The sequence below is a fragment of the Polyangium sp. 15x6 genome, assembly GCF_029960785.1.
Taxonomy (GTDB): Bacteria; Myxococcota_A; Polyangia; order Polyangiales; family Polyangiaceae; genus Polyangium.
Genome location: NZ_JASBQE010000162.1, coordinates 1 through 17,974 on the forward strand (window position 1 = coordinate 1; position 17,974 = coordinate 17,974).

Here is a 17,974-nt window from a genome sequence, read left to right on the forward strand (position 1 = left end):
TGATCCACAAGATGCCGTTGAGTACCTCGCGCGCATCCTTCCACGGCCTCCCGCGGCGATCGGCGCGCACGCGCGGAGCAGGGATGAGAGGCTCGAGGAGTGCCCACTGAGGGTCTGTCAGGTCCACCACACCTGCATATGTCGCCAGCACGAAAAATGTACCGACCGCTGGACCGCACCTCGTCGATTGATCCTACAAAGTGGGATGTTGGAGCTGATGGACCTACTGGACGGTTTATGGGATGAGTTCTAGTGTTCCGGTTACGAGCGGGTCGTGGGAAGGTGGAACTTACGGCGACTCCCCGACCGGCGTGTTGATGATCGCTTGCATTGTGGACGGCAGGCGAGGTATGAGATCCGTTGCCATCTGTGCATGCGCTGCCTCGTAGCAGCATTTTCTACCCACTTAGTAACGGCACGACAGTTATACGAGAGAGGGTCCCCATGAGCCGACTGCAAATGACGTTTGCGATCTTGACTGCTGCCGTTTGCGGCGGATGCGCCTCCACCCCTGGATACGTGGGCTATACGAAGTTGGAGCCAGGAAGCCCCTACTGGGTTGCCTACGACTCTAATCGCCGAGGTGGTGTCATTATCGTTGACCAGCACAACAATAAAACCACCGTGGTTAGCTGCTCCGAACCACCGCCTGATTCGGCAGGAAATTCGGAACGCTCGACCGAAGCCAAGGGGGGATATATGGAAATTGAGGCTGCCGTAGCTCTCAAGGCATCCAATGGCGTGGTCGTAATGGCAAAGCGCTCTGAGGACGTGGAGTTTCTCAGGGAATCGTACTTCCGACTTTGTGAGCTTAGCCTTCGAGCGGACTGGAAGCCTGAAGAACTAAGTACCAGATATACACAGGTCATTGACACATATAAAAACGTCGTCTCTCAGCGAGCGGCGGCCGAGTGCTACCGCGCCGAGGCGGAGCGCTGGCGTGCCCTCAGCGGTAAGATTGACGACGCAACTGCGAAGGCACTGCTAGCACAACCCTCACCGTGCCTACCGAAGTAAATTTCCTGCGGCTCGAATCTGTCCGCGGACCAACCGATCCTAGAACGACGCTGTCGACCAGGGGACGCCGGGGCGTCTGCGACGGCTTCTCCGCGGGTAGTCGGTCGGCCCGCTGCCGCGAGGAGAGAGCCCGAGAGCGCAGTAACTAGGACCAACCAGCGCGCCATTTGCCGTCCAGCGGTTCAGGGAGCGTCCTCGCGCGTCGGGGAGCGACGGCTCTTCTTGCTGCGCGCCGTGCGCGTACGCGGTTGAGCGTTCCTGCTGCCCGCGCGCGACTCTTCATAGTAGACCCTGATCTCGTGAGTGCCGTCTGCTGGATTGATGGCGTGTTCCACTTCCTTCACGATGGAGGGTCCGGCACTTCCAAGGTAGATGGTTTCGCCCACGCGGGGGACGGTGTGAACCTGGAAGATTGAGTTCAGTGAAGCGGACGCGCCGCCGTTCTTGAACGAGAAGATGAATCTGCACGGGATCATGGGGGCCTCGGTTCCGGGCGGGAGTGTATCTCGGCGGTTTCACGCCCCAAGGTTGCGCATGGCAGCGCCACTCGGTCTACTTGGCGTCGGCAGCCGCAATATCAAAGATCAGCTCATTTACTGAATGAGTGGGATCGGTCAAGCGTTGCCTACCAGGGCGGGTAAACTCCATATCCCAACCCGCGATGAAGTCATCGTCTGCAAGATCCTTATCGATGATTGATATTGAGAGGTGATCGCCCCGGTTTATTGTCACTTGGCCCGATTCTCGCCAAGTCGGTGCTATGCTGTCTTGCTTTTTGGTCGTCCTGACAGCACCGGTCCCTGCTCCCTTGACCGATACAACGACCACCGGATCCGGTGGACCGTCGCCCGCATCCCAGGGGCGCCCATCGGGTTTGGAGGGAACCAAGTCCGCAGAGACAATCGTGATGGTGTACGGCTGCGGGCCCACCGGTTCTTCTGCTCTCGCCGGTGCTTGCACCACCGCTCCAGGGTTTGGCACCGCCGGCTGCTGAGGCTGCGGAACTGCATCTGCCACCTTGGCGCCTGCATTTGCGGGAGCGGTCCCCACTGCCGAGCAGGCGCATGCCTCCCAACGTGCACCGTCAGATGCGCAGGACTGCACACCGCGAGGCCCCTCTGCACAAAGGCACGCCTGCGTTGACCCAGGAGCGCAGACGCGCTCTGAAGAACAGGCGACGAGTGCGCTGAGGCTGAGGCATGAAATCAGAGCTATCAACGTCCGCATGAGCGACTCCCGATTTTTCATCGATGACCACGATCTGGCCGTTCCAAACTCTCTCACAGGCGCGTTTTGAGTGCAAGCGACTCGCTTGTCAGTTCGCCCGGCAGCGCAGCAGGACACGCTCCACATGGAGGACGGCGGCGACAGGGCAAGCCAAGCGTGGCAAACCCGTCGGCGCGCGCGCCTCGCTCGCAGACGCGCGTCAGGCTCGCGTGCTCCGGCGTGGTGGCTCCGCGAACGCGCTCCAGCTCCCCGACATAGGCATCGTTCGTACGCGCGGAGCGGGGCGGGGTCGCCGACGCGGAGCGCGGCCCGGAGCGCGCCTTGCCAGTGCTGGCGCAGCGCGCGCCATGTCCCAGGGTCGAGGTGATGCTGTTCGACTGTCACCACACGTAGATCGCCACTGGGACTCGTGACAAAGCCTTCGAATGCCACAGGATGATAACAAAAATCTTGCGAGTGCACTCGCTTCGTAATGCGACTGAGTCCTCGATCTCTTTGGTCTCCCCCGGCGGCACGGGCTCCTCTACGCCATCGAAAGGATACTGGAGATCGTTTGGGCCGCCGAAGCAGTAGTATTGTGCACGGACGTTCGCTGGGCTAGTGGAGGGATTGGATACCAGTACCTTCCAGGCGACGCGCTCCCGATCTTCGCTCCACGTAGCGGTGATATTTCCTACGGTTCGAACCGGCGCCCCAGCGCGGCTCGCGGCGAGCTGCCCCTCCAGGCTCTTTTTTTGATCCTCCAGCGCGGCTAGCTTCTTTTCGAGGTCGGCGATCTTGGTCTTCGCTTCACTTAGCTGTTTCGACTGCTCATCCCTCGTGTTTTCCAACTCAAGGAGGCGCGACTCCGAGAACCGAGAAGACGATTTGAGTCGCTCGTTTTTCTCCGAAAGCATGACGATGGCCACGGCCGCCAGCATACACGCAGCGATGAGGGCGACGCCCACGACCCACACGAAGCGAGGCGTCCTCATGCCGGCGCTGCTCATGGGGCCCCATTCCGCGGCGTATTCTTACCGCAAGGCTTCCCTGGGCCTTGTCCCCGCTGCTGAACGAACTCTGCGAGCACATCCACCGGGATCGCATAGTTCTGCTCCGACCCACGAATTTTCCAGTCGGATACGCCGATGACCTCACCCGTGGGTCGTATCGTCACGGGGCCACCGCTGTTGCCCGGCTCGATCCTCGCGTCCGTTCCATAAAAGGGTCGCCCATTCAACTCGCGGTAGCCCGTGATCGCGCCCGTCGTGATGGACCAGAGCTCTCCTTGGGGATGACCAATCACCGCGACAGGCGTCGTTTCAGGTACGCGAGGTCCGCGGTACAACGCGAGGACCGCTTGCGGCTTGGCGGAGGGCGCGCGCAAGAGCGCGAGGTCCAAGTGTGGATCATCCGCGACACAAAAGACCTCATCGATATCCGCACCCCAACCATGGAGACGCAACGAGACGCCGGACGGAAGCAGGCCAGCGCCGGCGATGACGTGGTGATTGGTGACAATGAGCCCATCCTCCGAGATGAAGAAGCCGCTCCCCATGCCTCCAAGCCCCAATGCGTCGCTCACACGCACAACCACGGTCGCGTTTTTCAAGCGCGCGCGCGTGGCCTCGTCGAGGAGCGTGCTGACCCCTGGCACGCCAACGCTAGGCGAGGTGGGAGCGACCGTCAGCGAGGGCAACGTCCCCGGCGTCGACCCCGAGGGCACAGGGATGATCTCCGCCTCGGAGCTCTCCCGCTTGAAAACGCTCGAGCCATAAACAACGGCCACGACAGTCAAGCTTACGAGAAGCGCGAGAGCAAGGCTCGAGAGCACGTTCCTTGCTCGCGTCCGCCCGCGGCTTGCTGGTGGCGGGCCTTTAGCGGGCGTCGGGGGAGCATAGGGTGGGTAGGGCGTAGGTGGGACATTCGCTCGCAAGATCCCTTGAATTTCTTGTTGCGAGATCGGCACCGTCGGCGGCACAGCCCCGGGCGTTATTGGCACTGTCGGCATCGGCCCTGTCGGCACCGGCCCCAGCGGTTGCGGTATTGCTGGCGGCGAAGGCGGGGAATTAGCAGACGCGAAATTGTGCCTCTGCAGCTTGACCTTGCCCGTCGCGGCAACGGGGGGTTCCCTAGGTACGATGTGCGAATCGGCAGCGACATTCGCGTTTACGAGCTTCACCCTGGCCGATTGATCCTGTGCCCCAAGCGTGGCCTGCGGCTGGTTCGGGTTGACCAGTTTGACTTTATCAGGACGATCGCCAGACATGAAAACCACCTTTCGGCTTGATGGGCTCGCCGCCTATCTCCCTGATGCCGAGCCCGACGGCGCCGCCGTCGTAGCGGAATCCTTCGGTTTGGGCGCTGCGCCGCGGTTCGCGGGTCGAGGCCGTTGTTTCTCCTCGTTCGCCTTCAGGGCCGCTTCCTTGCCCGCGTCAGCGTTCGCTGCGCCCGCGTCTGCCGCTTCTGCCGGGCTTGCATCGATGAGACCAGCGTCCAGATCGCTGCCGGCGTCTGAGTCGGTCTCTTCGTGCGCTCTGCTGCTCGCCGACCCGGACGCTGGAACTAAAAACGGATTGGGGCTAGAGGGCGGGTCAACGTGGCCATTGCCGGCTTCGGAAGGCGAGCTTGATGGCGCCGGGGTGCGCGTGTGCGCGGAGCCCCTCGGATGCTCAGGCTGTGGCGATACCGGCTGGATCAGCCTGTCCCAAGCGAGGCACACGCCGAAGAGCCCCACCGCCATCACGAGAAATGCCCATAACACGAAGGCCCGCTGAAACCAAATTGGCGTCGTGCGAGACGCACCTCGGCACGCAACGAACGCCATCCCTAGGCTGCCCTCGCTGAGCAGGTGCGCGCCAAGCGCCTCAAGCGTGTGCGGCTGCGAGGTGGGAGCGTCGAAATGTGCATAGACGATGGCGAAGACCACTTCGTCTGCCTTTCGCCTCGGCGCGAATTCGCGCGGCGCGCGGGCTTCCAACTCCGCTGACTCAGTGCGGATCCAATCCATGGCCTCCGCCTCAGTCTTGACTGCTGGGCCATTACGGTGCCCAAGGAACCTCACCCCTGCCTGCTTCCACGAAGCGAGCACGCCTCCTGGCCCATCCCCACGACTAGCGGCGTCATAAGCCCCTCGCGCCGCCGCCTCAGCGGCTGCCGAGGAGGCAGCACCAAACCAGACGCGCACCCGCACTCCGCCCGAGGGATGCGCGCTCATCGCTTGGCCTCGCTGGCGAGCGCGCAAAGGGCAAACGCGATGCTCATGTTGTCGCGATCTGCGAGAGCGGGCGGCAGCAAAGCGAGCGTTTCGACCACGCGCGCGCATTCAGCCGAATCCGTGGGATGGATTCGCTCGAGCGGCGGCCGCGCCTCGAAGCCTGGGATCACGTCGCAGCCGGCAATGGCCCTCGTCAGCCCTTCCTGAGTCGAATTCGAGACACCATCGGTCGTCATCAAGACCCCGAGCCGCCCCGCGCCCCGTGGAGGCAGGCGCGTGAGCGCCGCGGCGACTTCGGCAGCGCCAAGGTCCATAGAAATCGCCCGCGTAGGTGTCAGCCCGGCGCTGGACTCCCACCTCCCATCCTCGAAGACTCTATCGACGCGAACAAACCCGTCTCCGAGGAAAACGGCAAACCCCCCGTGCGGCCCCAGCGCCGCGGCGAGCAGCGTGGTCTGGAACCATTTCGAGCGTATACGCTCCTCGCTGTCGACCCCGGACCAGAACATCCGCTCGAAATTGACCGGCGCCCAGGTGGGATCAACGAACCGGCCTTTGAGCAGCAGGCGCTTATCTTCTTCGATACGACCCAGGATTCGCGCGTGAATGCGCTCGGAGAGCGGCGCGTGCCAGACGTCGCCGAGCAGGTCCTCCAGGGTGGCCGGGAAGCTCGGGTGATCGACGAAATCAGCGAAGGCCTCGATGAAGCCCGCCGCGGCATGACGCGCGGCCCGGGCGGACCAGGTCGCCTGGCCGACCCCATCGGCGACGCCGCAGAGGACCCAGGGAGCGTCGCCCTTCGCGTCGACCTCTAGGTGAAAGGCGAAATCTTGATTGCCCTTGTCCTGCGCGATTTCCTGAGGGCCCGGGTGCGAGGCGCTCCCGAACCGGCGCTGCCTCGGATCCCGGGGCTCCACGCACATTGCCGAGAATCCGCGTGGCAGAGGTGGATCTGGCGGCCCCTGCTGCGCGTGCTGCGCGGGCTGCGTGGCGTTATCGAGCAGCGTGGCGTCGAGGGGGCGGCGCAACTCCGAGCGGTGAGGGTCCGTCGACGGGGCCGAGACAGGCGCCGGCGCTTCGTTCTGGAGGTCAGCGTCAATGACGGTCCTTTCGAGCTTGGACTTCTCCGGCGCGTGCGTCAGGGCAACGAGCGGCTCGTGGCTGCGGATGAAGAGCTGACACGTCAAGCGCGATCGCTCCAAGACAAACCGAGGGCGCGTCTCTTGCGCGAGCGGCCCTTGGTCCGATGCGCTCTGCTCGGCAGCCCTCGGTCCGCCTCCGCGATCAGGCTTGTGCCAACTCATTAGCGCTCCTGGATGCCACCCGCGATTTGCGCGACGAACGTGCCGACCGTGCCGCCGCCTTGGACGGTTGGGGTGCCGATGCTAGGAAGCACCTTGACGAGCGCGGCCATGTTGGGAAGGCGGTGATAAAGATCCGGCCGGGACGCGAGCTTCCGCATGTTGTCGTCATTGATGTCGCCGTAGCCGAGCGCCACAAGAAAGGGCGAGCCACAGGGCAAGGGCAAGACTTTCAGCGCGCCCGCCGCGTCGAGCGCGGCCTGGGTCGCCGCCTCGCTGGTGTGACCATTACTGTCCGTCGGGTGACCGTCGGTGAAGAGAAAAACGAACGGAGGACAATGGGCGCTCGTGGCCCCGTCCCGGAGGAGGACCTCCCGCGCCGCGTTGAGCGCCGCAGCGAGATTCGTCGAGCCGCTCTCACCGGCGAGCTGAAAATCTGTGACGTCGACCTTTCGCACGTCGAGGTTCTCCGCCACGATCGTCGGCTGCGAGCCGAACTGAATGAGCGAGAATCGGAAATAGGGGCGTGTGCCTTGGGTCGCGACATCGAGCTCGCTGACCCAGGCTCGCAGCGCCTTGGTCGCCAGGGCCGCGGGGTCGCCGCGCATCGAGCCGCTGTCATCGACCACGAGCACCATGTGCATGGGGCTCTTGGAGGTAATCTTTTTCGTGAGCACGTCGTTCATCGCCCAGCCTCCTCGCGTCAGCTCAACCAGATCGTGATTTGTCCAAAAATGATGACGCTGCCGGGCGCGACCTGCTCGCGCACGGAGCCCTTGTAAGGTAATCCAAGCTCTGCGTCCGGGCTCCCGTGCCGTATGTAAAGGCGCGGCGACGGGGGAGCCATACCTGCGATGAGGAAGTTATTTCCGGTCATCGAATACGAAAGCCACGAGAGTTCGGGAGCGACCTGCGCAAAGGAGCCCGTCGGGAGCTGAAGCGCGCATTCGCGATATTCTTCTTTTCCTCGGCTGACTTGCACTCGGAAGCGCTGCGGCCCCGGTTGCCGCGCGCTTAAAGGTCCCGGTGCAGGCATGGACGCTGCGTTGAGCATGGTGTCGAGGGTCACACGCCATTGCCTCGGCGATGGCGCGAGGGCAGCATCAGGCGCGAGGATCGCGTGCCTCAGCATATCGAACCCCTCGGGCCATCGAGATACGATATCGGCAGGCAGACCAGGGTCGCCTCTTTCGATGGCCTCCTGCTCTAGGAACGTCTCCCCCAGGTGCGCGTCGTCCTCGGGTTGTCGCGTAACTATCTCCATGACCAGGGCCGCGAGCGCGACGCGATCGGAGTTTACGACCGAATTCTCGTCCCCCTCCACGAAGCTGCGCGCGCGATAGCCGGGTGTGCCCCACGTCCTGCCTCCTGAGCCCTTCGGCACGAGGGGGACGTCCGGATGATAAAAGCCATCATAATCAACGAGGCGCAGTCGAGGCTCGGCCGTGTCCGCGCCCATGACCACGACGTTGCGGGGCGCGAGATCGGCATGCACAAATCGAATCCCCTCGAGCACTTCGACGGCGATGCAAAGCTGTCGCGCCAGCGCAATCCTGGTTGGTAGCGTGCAATCGTCCACGAGGAGAGCCTCGAGCGTCTCCCCCTCGACAAGAGGCGAAAGGCAGCCTTTGAAGCTCAACGTCCCTTCGTTCGGAACACTCAACTCGCCGCTCAACCACCCGGTAGGGGCGGCAGCGAAGCAATCATAACGAAGTGGTAGCGTCGAAAGCTCGAGCCGGCTCAGGAACAGGCACCTCTTGTAGCGCTCGACCGTAGGGCTGAAGAAGACCTTGAGCATTGCCGGCGGGCTATAACTCGCCGCGCCATCCCGCATGACCCGCACGGGCGCGACATACCCCTCCCCGCCGCGCCGGGCGGCCGGTCGCTTGGATTTACTAGGCTCGAAAAACAGCCTAATGCCATCAAGCTTATGCGTGGTCCCCTCGAGCTGGCGGAAGGTTTCGGCGATCAGCTCGGCCATCGTTCAAAACTCCCCTTCGGGCGATCCTGCTCCACCATCGGGGGCCGGCGGACCGCGCACGATCGAAAACAAGACCAGGATGGAGAGCGCCACGAGGACCATGGCAACGATCCCGCCGACCGCGGCGAAAACGATGAGCACAGGCCGAGCATTTTGGGAGGAGGCACGCACGACAGGTATCGGCGGCGGCTGGACCACAGGCGTTGCGCGGGGCGACCCGACGGCAGGAATGGCGGATATTTGTGGCGGCGCCTGAATCCACTGATTGGCAAGTTTCTGTGCCCGCGGGGGTTGCTGGATAGGCGCGGGCGGATCCATGGCTGCCAAAGCGGCGGGAAGGCGCTGCGCGAGCGCGTCGATGGCTGCCTGAATCTCTGTATCCTCAGGGTTGATTGGAGCGACCGCCGACGGCGGCGGTGTCACTGGATTGATCAACTTGACTTTCATGGGGAACACGCTGCGGAGCGCCGCGAGGGCGGCGGCCATGTTTCCAAAGCGAGCTACGCGCTCGCGGTTCACACACGCAGCGAACCAGTCATCAAAGCCCTGCGGCAGCGTCGCGGGCGCGCCGAGCTCCGCTGCTCGCGCCGAAGCGCGCGGCAGACGATCGACGCAGATCTCTCTGATGATCTCCGCGTCCTGTCCAACGGCTGCGCGCCAGAAGGTCCGGCCCACGAGCACGTAGAAGGCGAGCAGGCCATAAGCCCAGATGTCCGTTCGCGGGTCGATCCAATCCCCGGCGCTGAATTGCTCGGGGGCCATCCAGGCCGGCGTGCCGATGGCCCGCGAGTTGCCCGCCTGTGAGGCGTAGCCCGTAACCTTTGCGACGCCAAAATCAAGGACCTTGACGGTACGCGAAGACCCGACGAGCAAGACGTTGGCCGGCTTGAGATCACGATGGACGACGCTCGCCGCGTGGGCACGCGCGAGCGCTTCGCCAACCTGCTCCAGGATGGTTCTCGCCTCGTTCGCCCCCAATCGGCCTACGCGGTCGACATATGCATGCAGGCTCTCCCCTGGGCAGAGCTCCATGACGAAGTACGGGCCGAGCATCTGGTCGACCCCGTGATCAAGGACCTCCACGACATGCTCGCTCTTGATGGCACGACCGATTCGTATCTCTTGCTCGAAGCGGCTGAGGAACTCAGGGTCTCGCGCGAGCAGGCCATGCATCAGCTTCAGCGCGAGCGCCTGCCCGCCGCGCGTGTCCAGCACCTCGTAGACAGCGCCCATCCCGCCCTGATCGAGCGGCTTCACAATCTGGTACCTGTTGTTAACCGATGTACCAGGCTGGATCATAGTAACTCACAAGGGTGAGTCGTCTGTGGCTTGACCAGTATAAGCGGAGCAAACAGTAGCCTGTCAACAGAGATCTGTTTCTCCCGTCCACCCAAGGCGGCGGTTCATAGCTCCTGCAACCCCGCCGGACGGCTCTACCCCTGGGCTTCCGACGTGCGCTCCGAACGCGCCGCCAGTTCTGTGACGATCAGGGCCTCGTCCGTTTGCCCATGGCCAGGGCCTCGTGCGCCCGCTTTGTCGCCTCACCCGCGATGTCCGCCAGCTCCTCCGCGTCGCACGCCTTCGCGAGGGACGCCAGTCCCTTCCAAGCCTGCTCGGCCTGCGAAGCAAGCCCCATCCGCTCCGCACGCAGCGCCGCATCCGTGAGGAGGTCACGCGCGCGCTCCGTGTCACCTCGCGCCAGCGCCGCGCCCACAAGCCCGAAGAGCGCCGCCGCGAATTCCCGCGCTTGTCCCCTGGCACGACAGAGCTCGACGGCTCTAGCCAGCGCGCGCTCCGCGCCGAGCGTGTCGCCTGCCCCGAGCGCCTTCCACGCCGCCAGCATCGAGGCCCTCAACGGCCGCGCCGCAGGCTCCGGCGCGAGCGCCTGGAGGAACGCGAAGAGCCGATCGCGTGGAACCTCGAAACGCGCCCGGGCATCGAGATCGCCTACGTCGCCAAGCACGAGGAACCGCACGCTGGGCGGCAGTGGTAGCTGCGACAAGGCCCGGAAGGCGGCCCGGAACGCCTGGACATCGAGCACGCGCCCCGGCACCAGGGCGACGAGCACGCCGTCGACGAGCTGCGCAAGGCTCGCAGCTACGCGTGCCACGGCGACCCCGGCGCGCTCGATCGGATCGCCTTCTGCACCGTGGTCATGCTCCGGCAGCTCGACGCCCGCGGCGCCCGCCTGCGCCCGGATCTGCTCGTACTGCGCGACGACGGCGCGGGCGAGCGCTAGGAAGTAGAGCCGCGCGTCCTCGAAGGGTTCGTCGAAAACGAACACCGGCCAGCGGTTGTCGGGAGCATGCTCGATCAGCCGCAGTGCCTTGATCACATCACGGCGCCGCTCGACGTCCGCCACGATGCGAAGGCTCCGCGCATGCGGTGTGCGCAGGAATTCGCCGACCTCCTGCCCGAATCGATGCGCCGCCGCGGACACTGGATCCATGACGCCTCCGTCAATTGAGCTTTACCAGCCCTGCTTTCACGTCCACGGTCCCGCCCCCGATCGCGATCGAGGGCCCTTGCAGCGTGATCCCCGAAGGCCCGATCACGATCGCGCTTCCGCCCCCAGCGAGCGTGATTTCGCCGTCAGCACTTACGCTTATCGCCGGGGCTTGCATACCGATGCTAGCGTCCGCGCAGATGTTCGCGCTGCCGCCTGCCGTGAGGTTCACGCTTCCCCCTGTCGCGAGGGATGCGTCGGCGCCCACGGCGCTCGCCGCGCTCGCGCCGACGCGCCGGACAATGGCCGCGCCGATCGCCTCTAGCAGGCTTCCGCCGATGGTTACATTGCGACTGCCACCCACGTTCTGCGAATCGCTGCCTGCCACAACCATCGAAGAGCTTCCGCCGACCGCGTGAGACGCATTGCCGCCGACGGATTCGCTCACCCTGCCTGCGATGTTGTGCGCTTCGTCCGCGCCCACGTTGACGCTGCGTGAAGCTGCCACCGTGAGGGATTGCGCGCCACCGATCGTCGTCGAATCGTTCGCGGCGATGGACGCATCACGATTGGCTCCCACCGCCAACGACAGGCTCGCGCCGATGGCCGTGCGCTGATTCGCGTCGACAGCAACGCTTTCATTTCCGCCGACGTGTTCGGTATTGTTGCCACCCACGTCCGTGCTGCGATTTGCGCCGGTGTTCTCGCTCCGGTCGACCCCGACGCGCGAACTTGCATTATTCGTGACCGTCTCGGCTCGATCGTTCCCGGCGTACGTGGACATATCACGGCCTGCGTGCAGCGCAAACTGCTCCCGGCCCCGCGTATCATTGAATGCGATCTCATTCATAACGCCCCCGCCTGGCGTCGCGAGCGAACGGAGCGCGCTCACGGTCGCCGCGCCCTTGGCATCGGCGGGGGGCAGGTTCGCGCCGTTGTAGACGCGGCCCGTCACGATCGGCCGGTCCGGGTCGCCGTCCAGGAAGTCGACGATCACCTCGTCGCCCACGCGAGGATGGAACAGCGCTCCACGCCCAGCGCCCGCGAAAAGGTGGCTCACGCGAACCCAGCATGACGTGGGCTCTTTCACGTGCCGCTCGGGGTCGTCATCCCACGCGAACCGGAGGCGCACGCATCCGATCTCGGCTCCCTGCGGGCCGCCTACGTGGACCTCGGCTCCACGCGCTCCCGGTTCGTCAGTCACGAATGCCGTTTGCGCGCCGCGTACCTTTGGCTTCGGCGTCACTCGCTCCGGCCGGAAGCGCGAGGGAGCGACGCGCGAGCCCTTCCCACGGCGCACGAGTTCGAAAGACACGCTAAACGGCTCGTGCATGGAGTCCGAGGACTGCGACACCACCCCGGCCTGCTCCGCGCGCAGCTCCAATGCCGTCGCGAGGTACTCGCCGTCATGGTGGGAGCCGTCGAGGTCGAGCTTGAACACAGCGCCGGCGGAGAGCACGCGCACGCCGCCCGAACCCGTGGCGTAGGCGGCCTCCGTGGCGAACCGGTCGAGACGCGCACGCGCGAGCGGTGCGCCGAGCGCGGGCCGGTCCACGAATTCTCCGGGGTAGCGATGCTCGTAGAGCTTTTCGTGCTGCCCAGCCTCCGCGCGCATCGCGAGAGATGGCTTCCGCCAGTCGAAATCAGCGAGGCGTACGGCCTTGGGTCGCAGGCGCCCGCCGAGGTGAATCGCAGTCACATCTCGACCCGCCACGCCGGGCCCAAGAGCCGCGAATGGGTCGAGGCGCGTCTTACCCTCGTCGCCGTCGGAGAGCACCACCAGACACGTCCCCGGCCCGTGCTCGAAATGGTAAGCGATGCCCTCATCTTCAAGGATACGCGAGAGGAACGCGAAGTCGCTCTCGTCGTACTGGACGCAGTACGGGCGCGCGGTCGGATCGTCGAGCCGCGTGGGCTCCGTGACGCGGTAGCAAAAGCGGCCCTCGGCAGGTGTGTAGGCATCGGGGTGATCGTCGTCGCCGTGCCCGCGTGCGCCGTCGCTGCGGGTGAAGTAGGGCGCGAGCGTTGCGTCGATGATCTGGCGGAGCGTCTTGTCGAGAAACACGCGTGAGCGCGTACGCCGCTCGGCGAGCGCGAGCGGTGGCTCCAGAATGACGCGATAGAGCATCCCATCGGGCACTGTCGTGAGTTCGACGGCCTCGGTGACGACACCGTGAACGATGCGATATCCGGGGGCCGTGAGAGTCGCGATGCGGAGGCATGCGCGAGCGCCGAGCAGCTCGTCGAGGTCGATGGATCCTGGGGCTGCGCGATGGAGGAGCGTGATGTCGTATCGGAACGGCCTCGAAATCGCCTCCCTTGCGGTGAAGCGGACGACGAGCAACTCGGACCAGGAGCCCCCCTCACGGGCAAACGTGAAGTCGGGGTGCGCGCCCCCGAAGAGGGCGCGTAGCTTTTCGAGTAAGTCGCCAACGGTCTGGAGAGCACCGATGCCGGATTGGAGGGACTCAAGGCCGAATTGCATGGTGGATCCTGTGGCCATTCATTCCGGTGGCCAATGCCACCAATTTTCGGCTTCTAGCTCGTCAAGCCGCCCCTCCGCGAGCGCGGTGAGAAGGCGGATCTGGTCTCGTCGCGTGATTCCTACGAGGCAACGTGGGATCGACTCGTCATCCTCCACGTTCTCATAAATGACTTGGCCGTCGACATAAGCGGAGAGCGCAAGCCCAGATTCATCTGCAACCGCCACGCATGGGTGCTCGACGTCCTCCGAGTCGTCCAGCTCGCCCACTAGCTGCGGAATTAAGCGTGAATCCGTCCAACGTTCTTCGTTGCCGTATCGATGGGTGACAATGAACTTGGTCATCGCTTTGGGGCTCCGAAGATTCTCGCCCAATCGGCGTAGCCGCCGTATCCGTTGGGGTGTAACGCGTTCCAGAATTGGGATCCCGGCGTGTGCTGTGAAAGGGGGACGAGGTGCATCACTCCCGCCTCGGCCTGCACATGATGCCAAACCATGCCCTGGGGGGTGGACCGCCCCCCAGCTTGCGAAACCGATTTGGACAGGTCCGGAATCAGATTGTTGAGCAATTGACCAAGAGAAGGATTTACAGTGACAGCATCGTCGAGCATGCGGTTTGCGGCCTGTATATGCTTCTTGTGCCCTCGTCCCCAGAGACTCGGAGGCAGCCGTACCTCGAACGCGACCGAGTATGCTGATTTCGGCTTCTTGCAGGAGAGTCCCAGAGGATCAACGAAGGCCCACGGCTCCTTCACGTAAGCATACTGCCCGAGCCCACCCTCCAGCCCGATCGGATCTGGAGAGATATATTGACCGAGCGTCGGATCGTAGTATCGAAACCGATTGTAAGAAAGCCCCGTCTCCTCGTCCGCGTATTGCCCTGCAAACCGCCACGGGCACGTCGTCCTCGCCGCTTCGACATGCGCCGCGCCGAAAGGATCGATCCCGCCGTGCCATGCGGGATCCCCCTTTTCGTCGAGCAGGACCAACGGCGCCCCGCGATGGTCCGCGACCACCGCGAACCGCTCCGCCCCGACGGCCTTCGCCGATGGACACAAGCCGCCCGGATCCCACAGCCACGTCTCGACGGGCGCGCCGTCCCGCAGCTCGTGCACCAGGTCGTCCCCGTCCCACACGTACCGCGTCCGCGTCCCGCCGTTCTCCTTCCACACGCGCCGTCCGAATGGATCGTAGGCGAACGTCACGCGCTTCCCGTCGGGCCGGACCACGGCGACGAGCTGGTCGAGCGCGTTCCACTCGTAGCGCCAGCGGCGCCCATCGGGCAGCACGCGCTCGGCAAGGTTGCCGGCCTTGTCGTGGACGAGCTGCACGCCGTCGGCCACCTCGATCCGCCCACCAGCGCCGTAACGACGATCCGAGCGGTCCTCGGAGCGGTACACGTTGCCTACCTCATCGACGGGACGGTGGAACGTGCGACCGTCGGGGAGAGTCGAGGCGATGAGGTATCCACGCCCATCGTGACCGAAGCTGATCTCCTGACCCTCGCTCACCTCCACCGCGGCAAGCTCCGTGTCGGTCTTCCAGCGATAGAGCTGCTCGATCTCCACGTCACTCCCGACAACGGCCCGCGCCGCGGGGCGCCCGACGCGATCCCATCCCCACGCGCTCGTCACTCCTCCGGGCATCCGCCTCGCGATCTCGTCACCGTGCGCGTCCCGCTCGATCGTTGCCTTCCAGGGCGCGCGCAGGGACGCCGCCCCCGCACGCAGCGCGGTCTCGGCGAAGTCGCCGAAGCGCCCGTCATGCCCGAAGGAGACGAGCTCGAGCTCGCCCGCGCGGTCGAAGCCGAAATGAGCCTCGTGTCCGAGGCTCGTTTGCACACGCACCCGTGCGCCCACCGCGTCGAACGCGCTGGTTATTACGACGTCGCCCGCGCGCTCCTCGACGACGCGCCCGCATGCATCACGAACGAAGTGCAGCTCGATCGCGGCGTTCTTGGCCCGCACGATGTCGCCCCGGGCATCGTAGGCGTATTCGGTCGCTTCGACGGACGGGAGTACGTCGCCCGGGGGGATCGGCCCCGGCATGGTGATCCGCACGATGCGATCCAGCGCGTCGCGCTCGATCCCAAGCTTCTTCCCCGCGGCCGTGGTGATTCGCTTCGTCTTCCCCACCCGGTCCCGGAGACACTCGGTCACGCGCCCATCAAATCCGACCTCGCGCACAACGCGTCCGGCCTTGTCGCGCTCGATGCGATGGGTCTCTCCGGCCTCGTTCGTCACGGCGACGAGGTCCTCTTCCCCGTCGTAGCGCAGGCGCACCTCGCCACCCTCTGGATCCACTTGCCGGGCCAGTTGCCCCGTGCCGACGTAGGTGTAACGCCAGAACCGCCGCGCCTCGTCTTCGCTCTCGATCACGTTTCCGTCGGCGTCGCGTTTCATGCGCATCCACGCGCCATCGGAGCGCTCGGCGCGCACCACGTGCCCGCAAGCGTCAAGATCGAAACGATGCTCCACGCCGCGGGCGTCGACGAGCTTCACCAGGCGCCCGAGATCGTCGAACTCGCGCCGCGTGAAACCACCCCCAGGCGTTCGAGCCGAGACGGCGTTGCCGTGCGCGTCGAACTCGAACCGCGTCACACGGCCCAGCTCGTCGTGTGCCTCGATGCACAAGCCTCGGCGGTCATAGCAGAAGCGACGCTCGCAGCCGAGCGGGTCGACGTCGCGGAGCCGGTTGCCTCGGTCATCGTAAAAGGAGCGCCAAAGCGCGCCCGTGGCATCGACGCGGCCGACGGGGAGCGCCAGCTTGTTATAGGTGAACCGCGTCTCCTGACCAAGCGCGTCGCGCTCGCAGAGCACATTGCCTCGCTCGTCGTAGCTCCATTCCGTCCGACGCCCGAGCCCGTCGATTTCGGCGACCTTCCAAAATCGCTCGTTCCATTCGTACCGGCGCTCCACGCCCATCGGATCGATCTCGCGCTCGACGAGGCCGTCTCCGTTGCCGAAGTATTGCGTGCGTCCGCACCGCCCGTCCTCGACGACCGTGGCGAATTGTTCCTTGTGGTAGGTGAGTTTCCGCTCGTAAATGCGCCCCTCGATGCCCGGACCCTCGCCCCATGTGTGGATGCAGTATCCCCCGGGCGCGTACCAGTCATAGACGAAATGGAACGATACCCCGGTGCGCAGGGTCTCCTGTACGAGCACGCCGCCCTTGTACTTGTACTGTACGGCGCGCGCAGCGGCATCCTCTGCGGTCGCGAGGTAGCCGTCGCGGTGGTACGTGAACCGGACAAGGGTGTGCAGCTCGTCGCCACCGGACCCGGAGCGGCGTACGCGGATCATGCCGAGCCGCTTTCCTACCATCGAGAAGCGCAGCTCCCGCCCCGCGCTATCGGTCACCTCCGCGAGGTCGCCGGAACGGTAACGAAGCGCGATCGCGTTACCGTTCCGATCCTCGATGCGCACGAGGGGGTGCGTTGCCGACGCACCGCGGACGCGCTCGAAGCGGTACTTGATGCCCGCGATAAACTCCAGGGTATAGCCGTCATCGTCGCGGGATAACCAATATCGGTCCTGGTCGCGCCATTCTTTTGCACCCACGTCGAGCGCGAGGTGCCGCGCCACACGTCCGTCCGGGAGCCGCAGGTCGAAGCTGAGATCACCCTCCCGGAGGCGTTTCTCGTCGACGCACGCCTCCAGCGAATGGCTCCATCCCCGTCCGAGCGCTCCTTCGGTCTCGTCGTTACTATAGTAATTCCGCTCAAATACGAGGGGTAGCGGACCCGGTAGGACGAAATCGACGGCATCCGTCAGGACTTCGCCCGTCATGACATCCACGGGATGCCCGGTCAGGGTGCAAATAAACTTGCTCATGCGCGTTCGCGGCCCGATGCGGAAGGCGCTGTGCAAGGCGTTCGAGGTCCACTTCGTACGCGCTCCGCGCATGATGGCTGCCGCTGCGCTGAATGCGTCCGGTCCGCCGACATCGACCGGGGGTCCCGCGGGGACCGCGATGGCCGATGACGTCGGCGCGTTCACGGGGTAGTTGCAGCTCGACACGAGCGAGCCTGTGCGGCCCGCGGAGAGGCCTGCGAAGTAGACGCTCTGGCTTCCCGTGACGAGGGTGCCGGCGTTGTCGGGCACGTCGTTGGGGGCGAAGACGGCGCCGGGCGGCATCGGCGAGTGCGCGAGGCCGAGGACGTCGGTGGCGACCGTGGCGGCGGGGAGGCCGTTGACGGTAAGTCCTCGCCCACCACCGTCTGGACGACCATCCGCGCCCATGGCAGGCGCCACGTGCGCGGCACGCGCATGCTCGCCGCGCCGGCGTGCGCTCGGCGGGTTCGTCGCAGCCGCACAATAACCGT

12 protein-coding genes are annotated in these 17,974 nt (G+C 65.0%); all 12 read right to left on the bottom strand.

The annotated features are described in order from the left end of the window. On the bottom strand, positions 1 to 130 hold a 130-nt coding region (locus tag QHF83_RS50545), incomplete at its 3' end, for a transposase (protein WP_282425378.1). Between the two features lie 1,069 nt (positions 131 to 1,199). Continuing rightward, positions 1,200 to 1,493: a hypothetical protein gene (locus tag QHF83_RS50550; RefSeq protein ID WP_282425367.1), complete on the bottom strand. Its 294-nt coding sequence runs from the start codon at positions 1,491 to 1,493 to the stop codon at positions 1,200 to 1,202. Between the two features lie 1,131 nt (positions 1,494 to 2,624). Continuing rightward, a complete protein-coding gene (locus QHF83_RS50555; RefSeq protein WP_282425368.1) occupies positions 2,625 to 3,233 on the bottom strand; it encodes a hypothetical protein in 609 nt (202 codons plus the stop codon). After that, entirely contained in the window at positions 3,230 to 4,057 is an 828-nt protein-coding gene (locus QHF83_RS50560; protein WP_282425369.1) for a serine protease, read from the bottom strand. Before QHF83_RS50560 ends, QHF83_RS50555 begins: the two co-directional genes overlap by 4 nt. A gap of 1,379 nt (positions 4,058 to 5,436) precedes the next feature. Continuing rightward, entirely contained in the window at positions 5,437 to 6,642 is a 1,206-nt protein-coding gene (locus tag QHF83_RS50565; protein WP_282425370.1) for a protein phosphatase 2C domain-containing protein, read from the bottom strand. 101 nt (positions 6,643 to 6,743) lie between these two features. Then, the gene (locus QHF83_RS50570) at positions 6,744 to 7,427 is read right to left on the bottom strand and encodes a VWA domain-containing protein (RefSeq protein ID WP_282425371.1); all 684 of its coding nucleotides are present in this window, start codon (positions 7,425 to 7,427) and stop codon (positions 6,744 to 6,746) included. Between the two features lie 17 nt (positions 7,428 to 7,444). Then, positions 7,445 to 8,722, bottom strand: a complete 1,278-nt coding sequence (locus QHF83_RS50575; protein ID WP_282425372.1) for a hypothetical protein — start codon at positions 8,720 to 8,722, stop codon at positions 7,445 to 7,447. 3 nt (positions 8,723 to 8,725) lie between these two features. Continuing rightward, entirely contained in the window at positions 8,726 to 9,979 is a 1,254-nt protein-coding gene (locus QHF83_RS50580) for a serine/threonine-protein kinase (RefSeq protein WP_282425373.1), read from the bottom strand. A 229-nt stretch (positions 9,980 to 10,208) separates the two neighbouring features. Then, positions 10,209 to 11,084: a hypothetical protein gene (locus QHF83_RS50585; protein ID WP_282425374.1), complete on the bottom strand. Its 876-nt coding sequence runs from the start codon at positions 11,082 to 11,084 to the stop codon at positions 10,209 to 10,211. 97 nt (positions 11,085 to 11,181) lie between these two features. Then, complete coding sequence (gene tssI / locus QHF83_RS50590; RefSeq protein WP_282425375.1) at positions 11,182 to 13,653, bottom strand: type VI secretion system tip protein TssI/VgrG; 2,472 nt, start codon at positions 13,651 to 13,653, stop codon at positions 11,182 to 11,184. An 18-nt stretch (positions 13,654 to 13,671) separates the two neighbouring features. Then, positions 13,672 to 13,995 carry a hypothetical protein gene (locus QHF83_RS50595; RefSeq protein ID WP_282425376.1) on the bottom strand — a complete coding sequence of 108 codons (324 nt, stop codon included), beginning with the start codon at positions 13,993 to 13,995 and terminating at the stop codon, positions 13,672 to 13,674. Further along, a partial coding sequence (locus QHF83_RS50600; RefSeq protein WP_282425377.1) for an RHS repeat-associated core domain-containing protein occupies positions 13,992 to 17,974 on the bottom strand: 3,983 nt, incomplete at its 5' end. The genes QHF83_RS50600 and QHF83_RS50595, both read right to left, overlap by 4 nt.

What these genes read in the sequence shown, in the direction of transcription:
- QHF83_RS50550 (WP_282425367.1), bottom strand. Translation starts at nt 1,493, where the DNA reads ATGATCCCGTGCAGATTCATCTTCTCGTTCAAGAACGGCGGCGCGTCC.
- QHF83_RS50555 (WP_282425368.1), bottom strand. Translation starts at nt 3,233, where the DNA reads ATGAGCAGCGCCGGCATGAGGACGCCTCGCTTCGTGTGGGTCGTGGGC.
- QHF83_RS50570 (WP_282425371.1), bottom strand. Translation starts at nt 7,427, where the DNA reads ATGAACGACGTGCTCACGAAAAAGATTACCTCCAAGAGCCCCATGCAC.
- QHF83_RS50575 (WP_282425372.1), bottom strand. Translation starts at nt 8,722, where the DNA reads ATGGCCGAGCTGATCGCCGAAACCTTCCGCCAGCTCGAGGGGACCACG.
- tssI (WP_282425375.1), bottom strand. Translation starts at nt 13,653, where the DNA reads ATGCAATTCGGCCTTGAGTCCCTCCAATCCGGCATCGGTGCTCTCCAG.
- QHF83_RS50595 (WP_282425376.1), bottom strand. Translation starts at nt 13,995, where the DNA reads ATGACCAAGTTCATTGTCACCCATCGATACGGCAACGAAGAACGTTGG.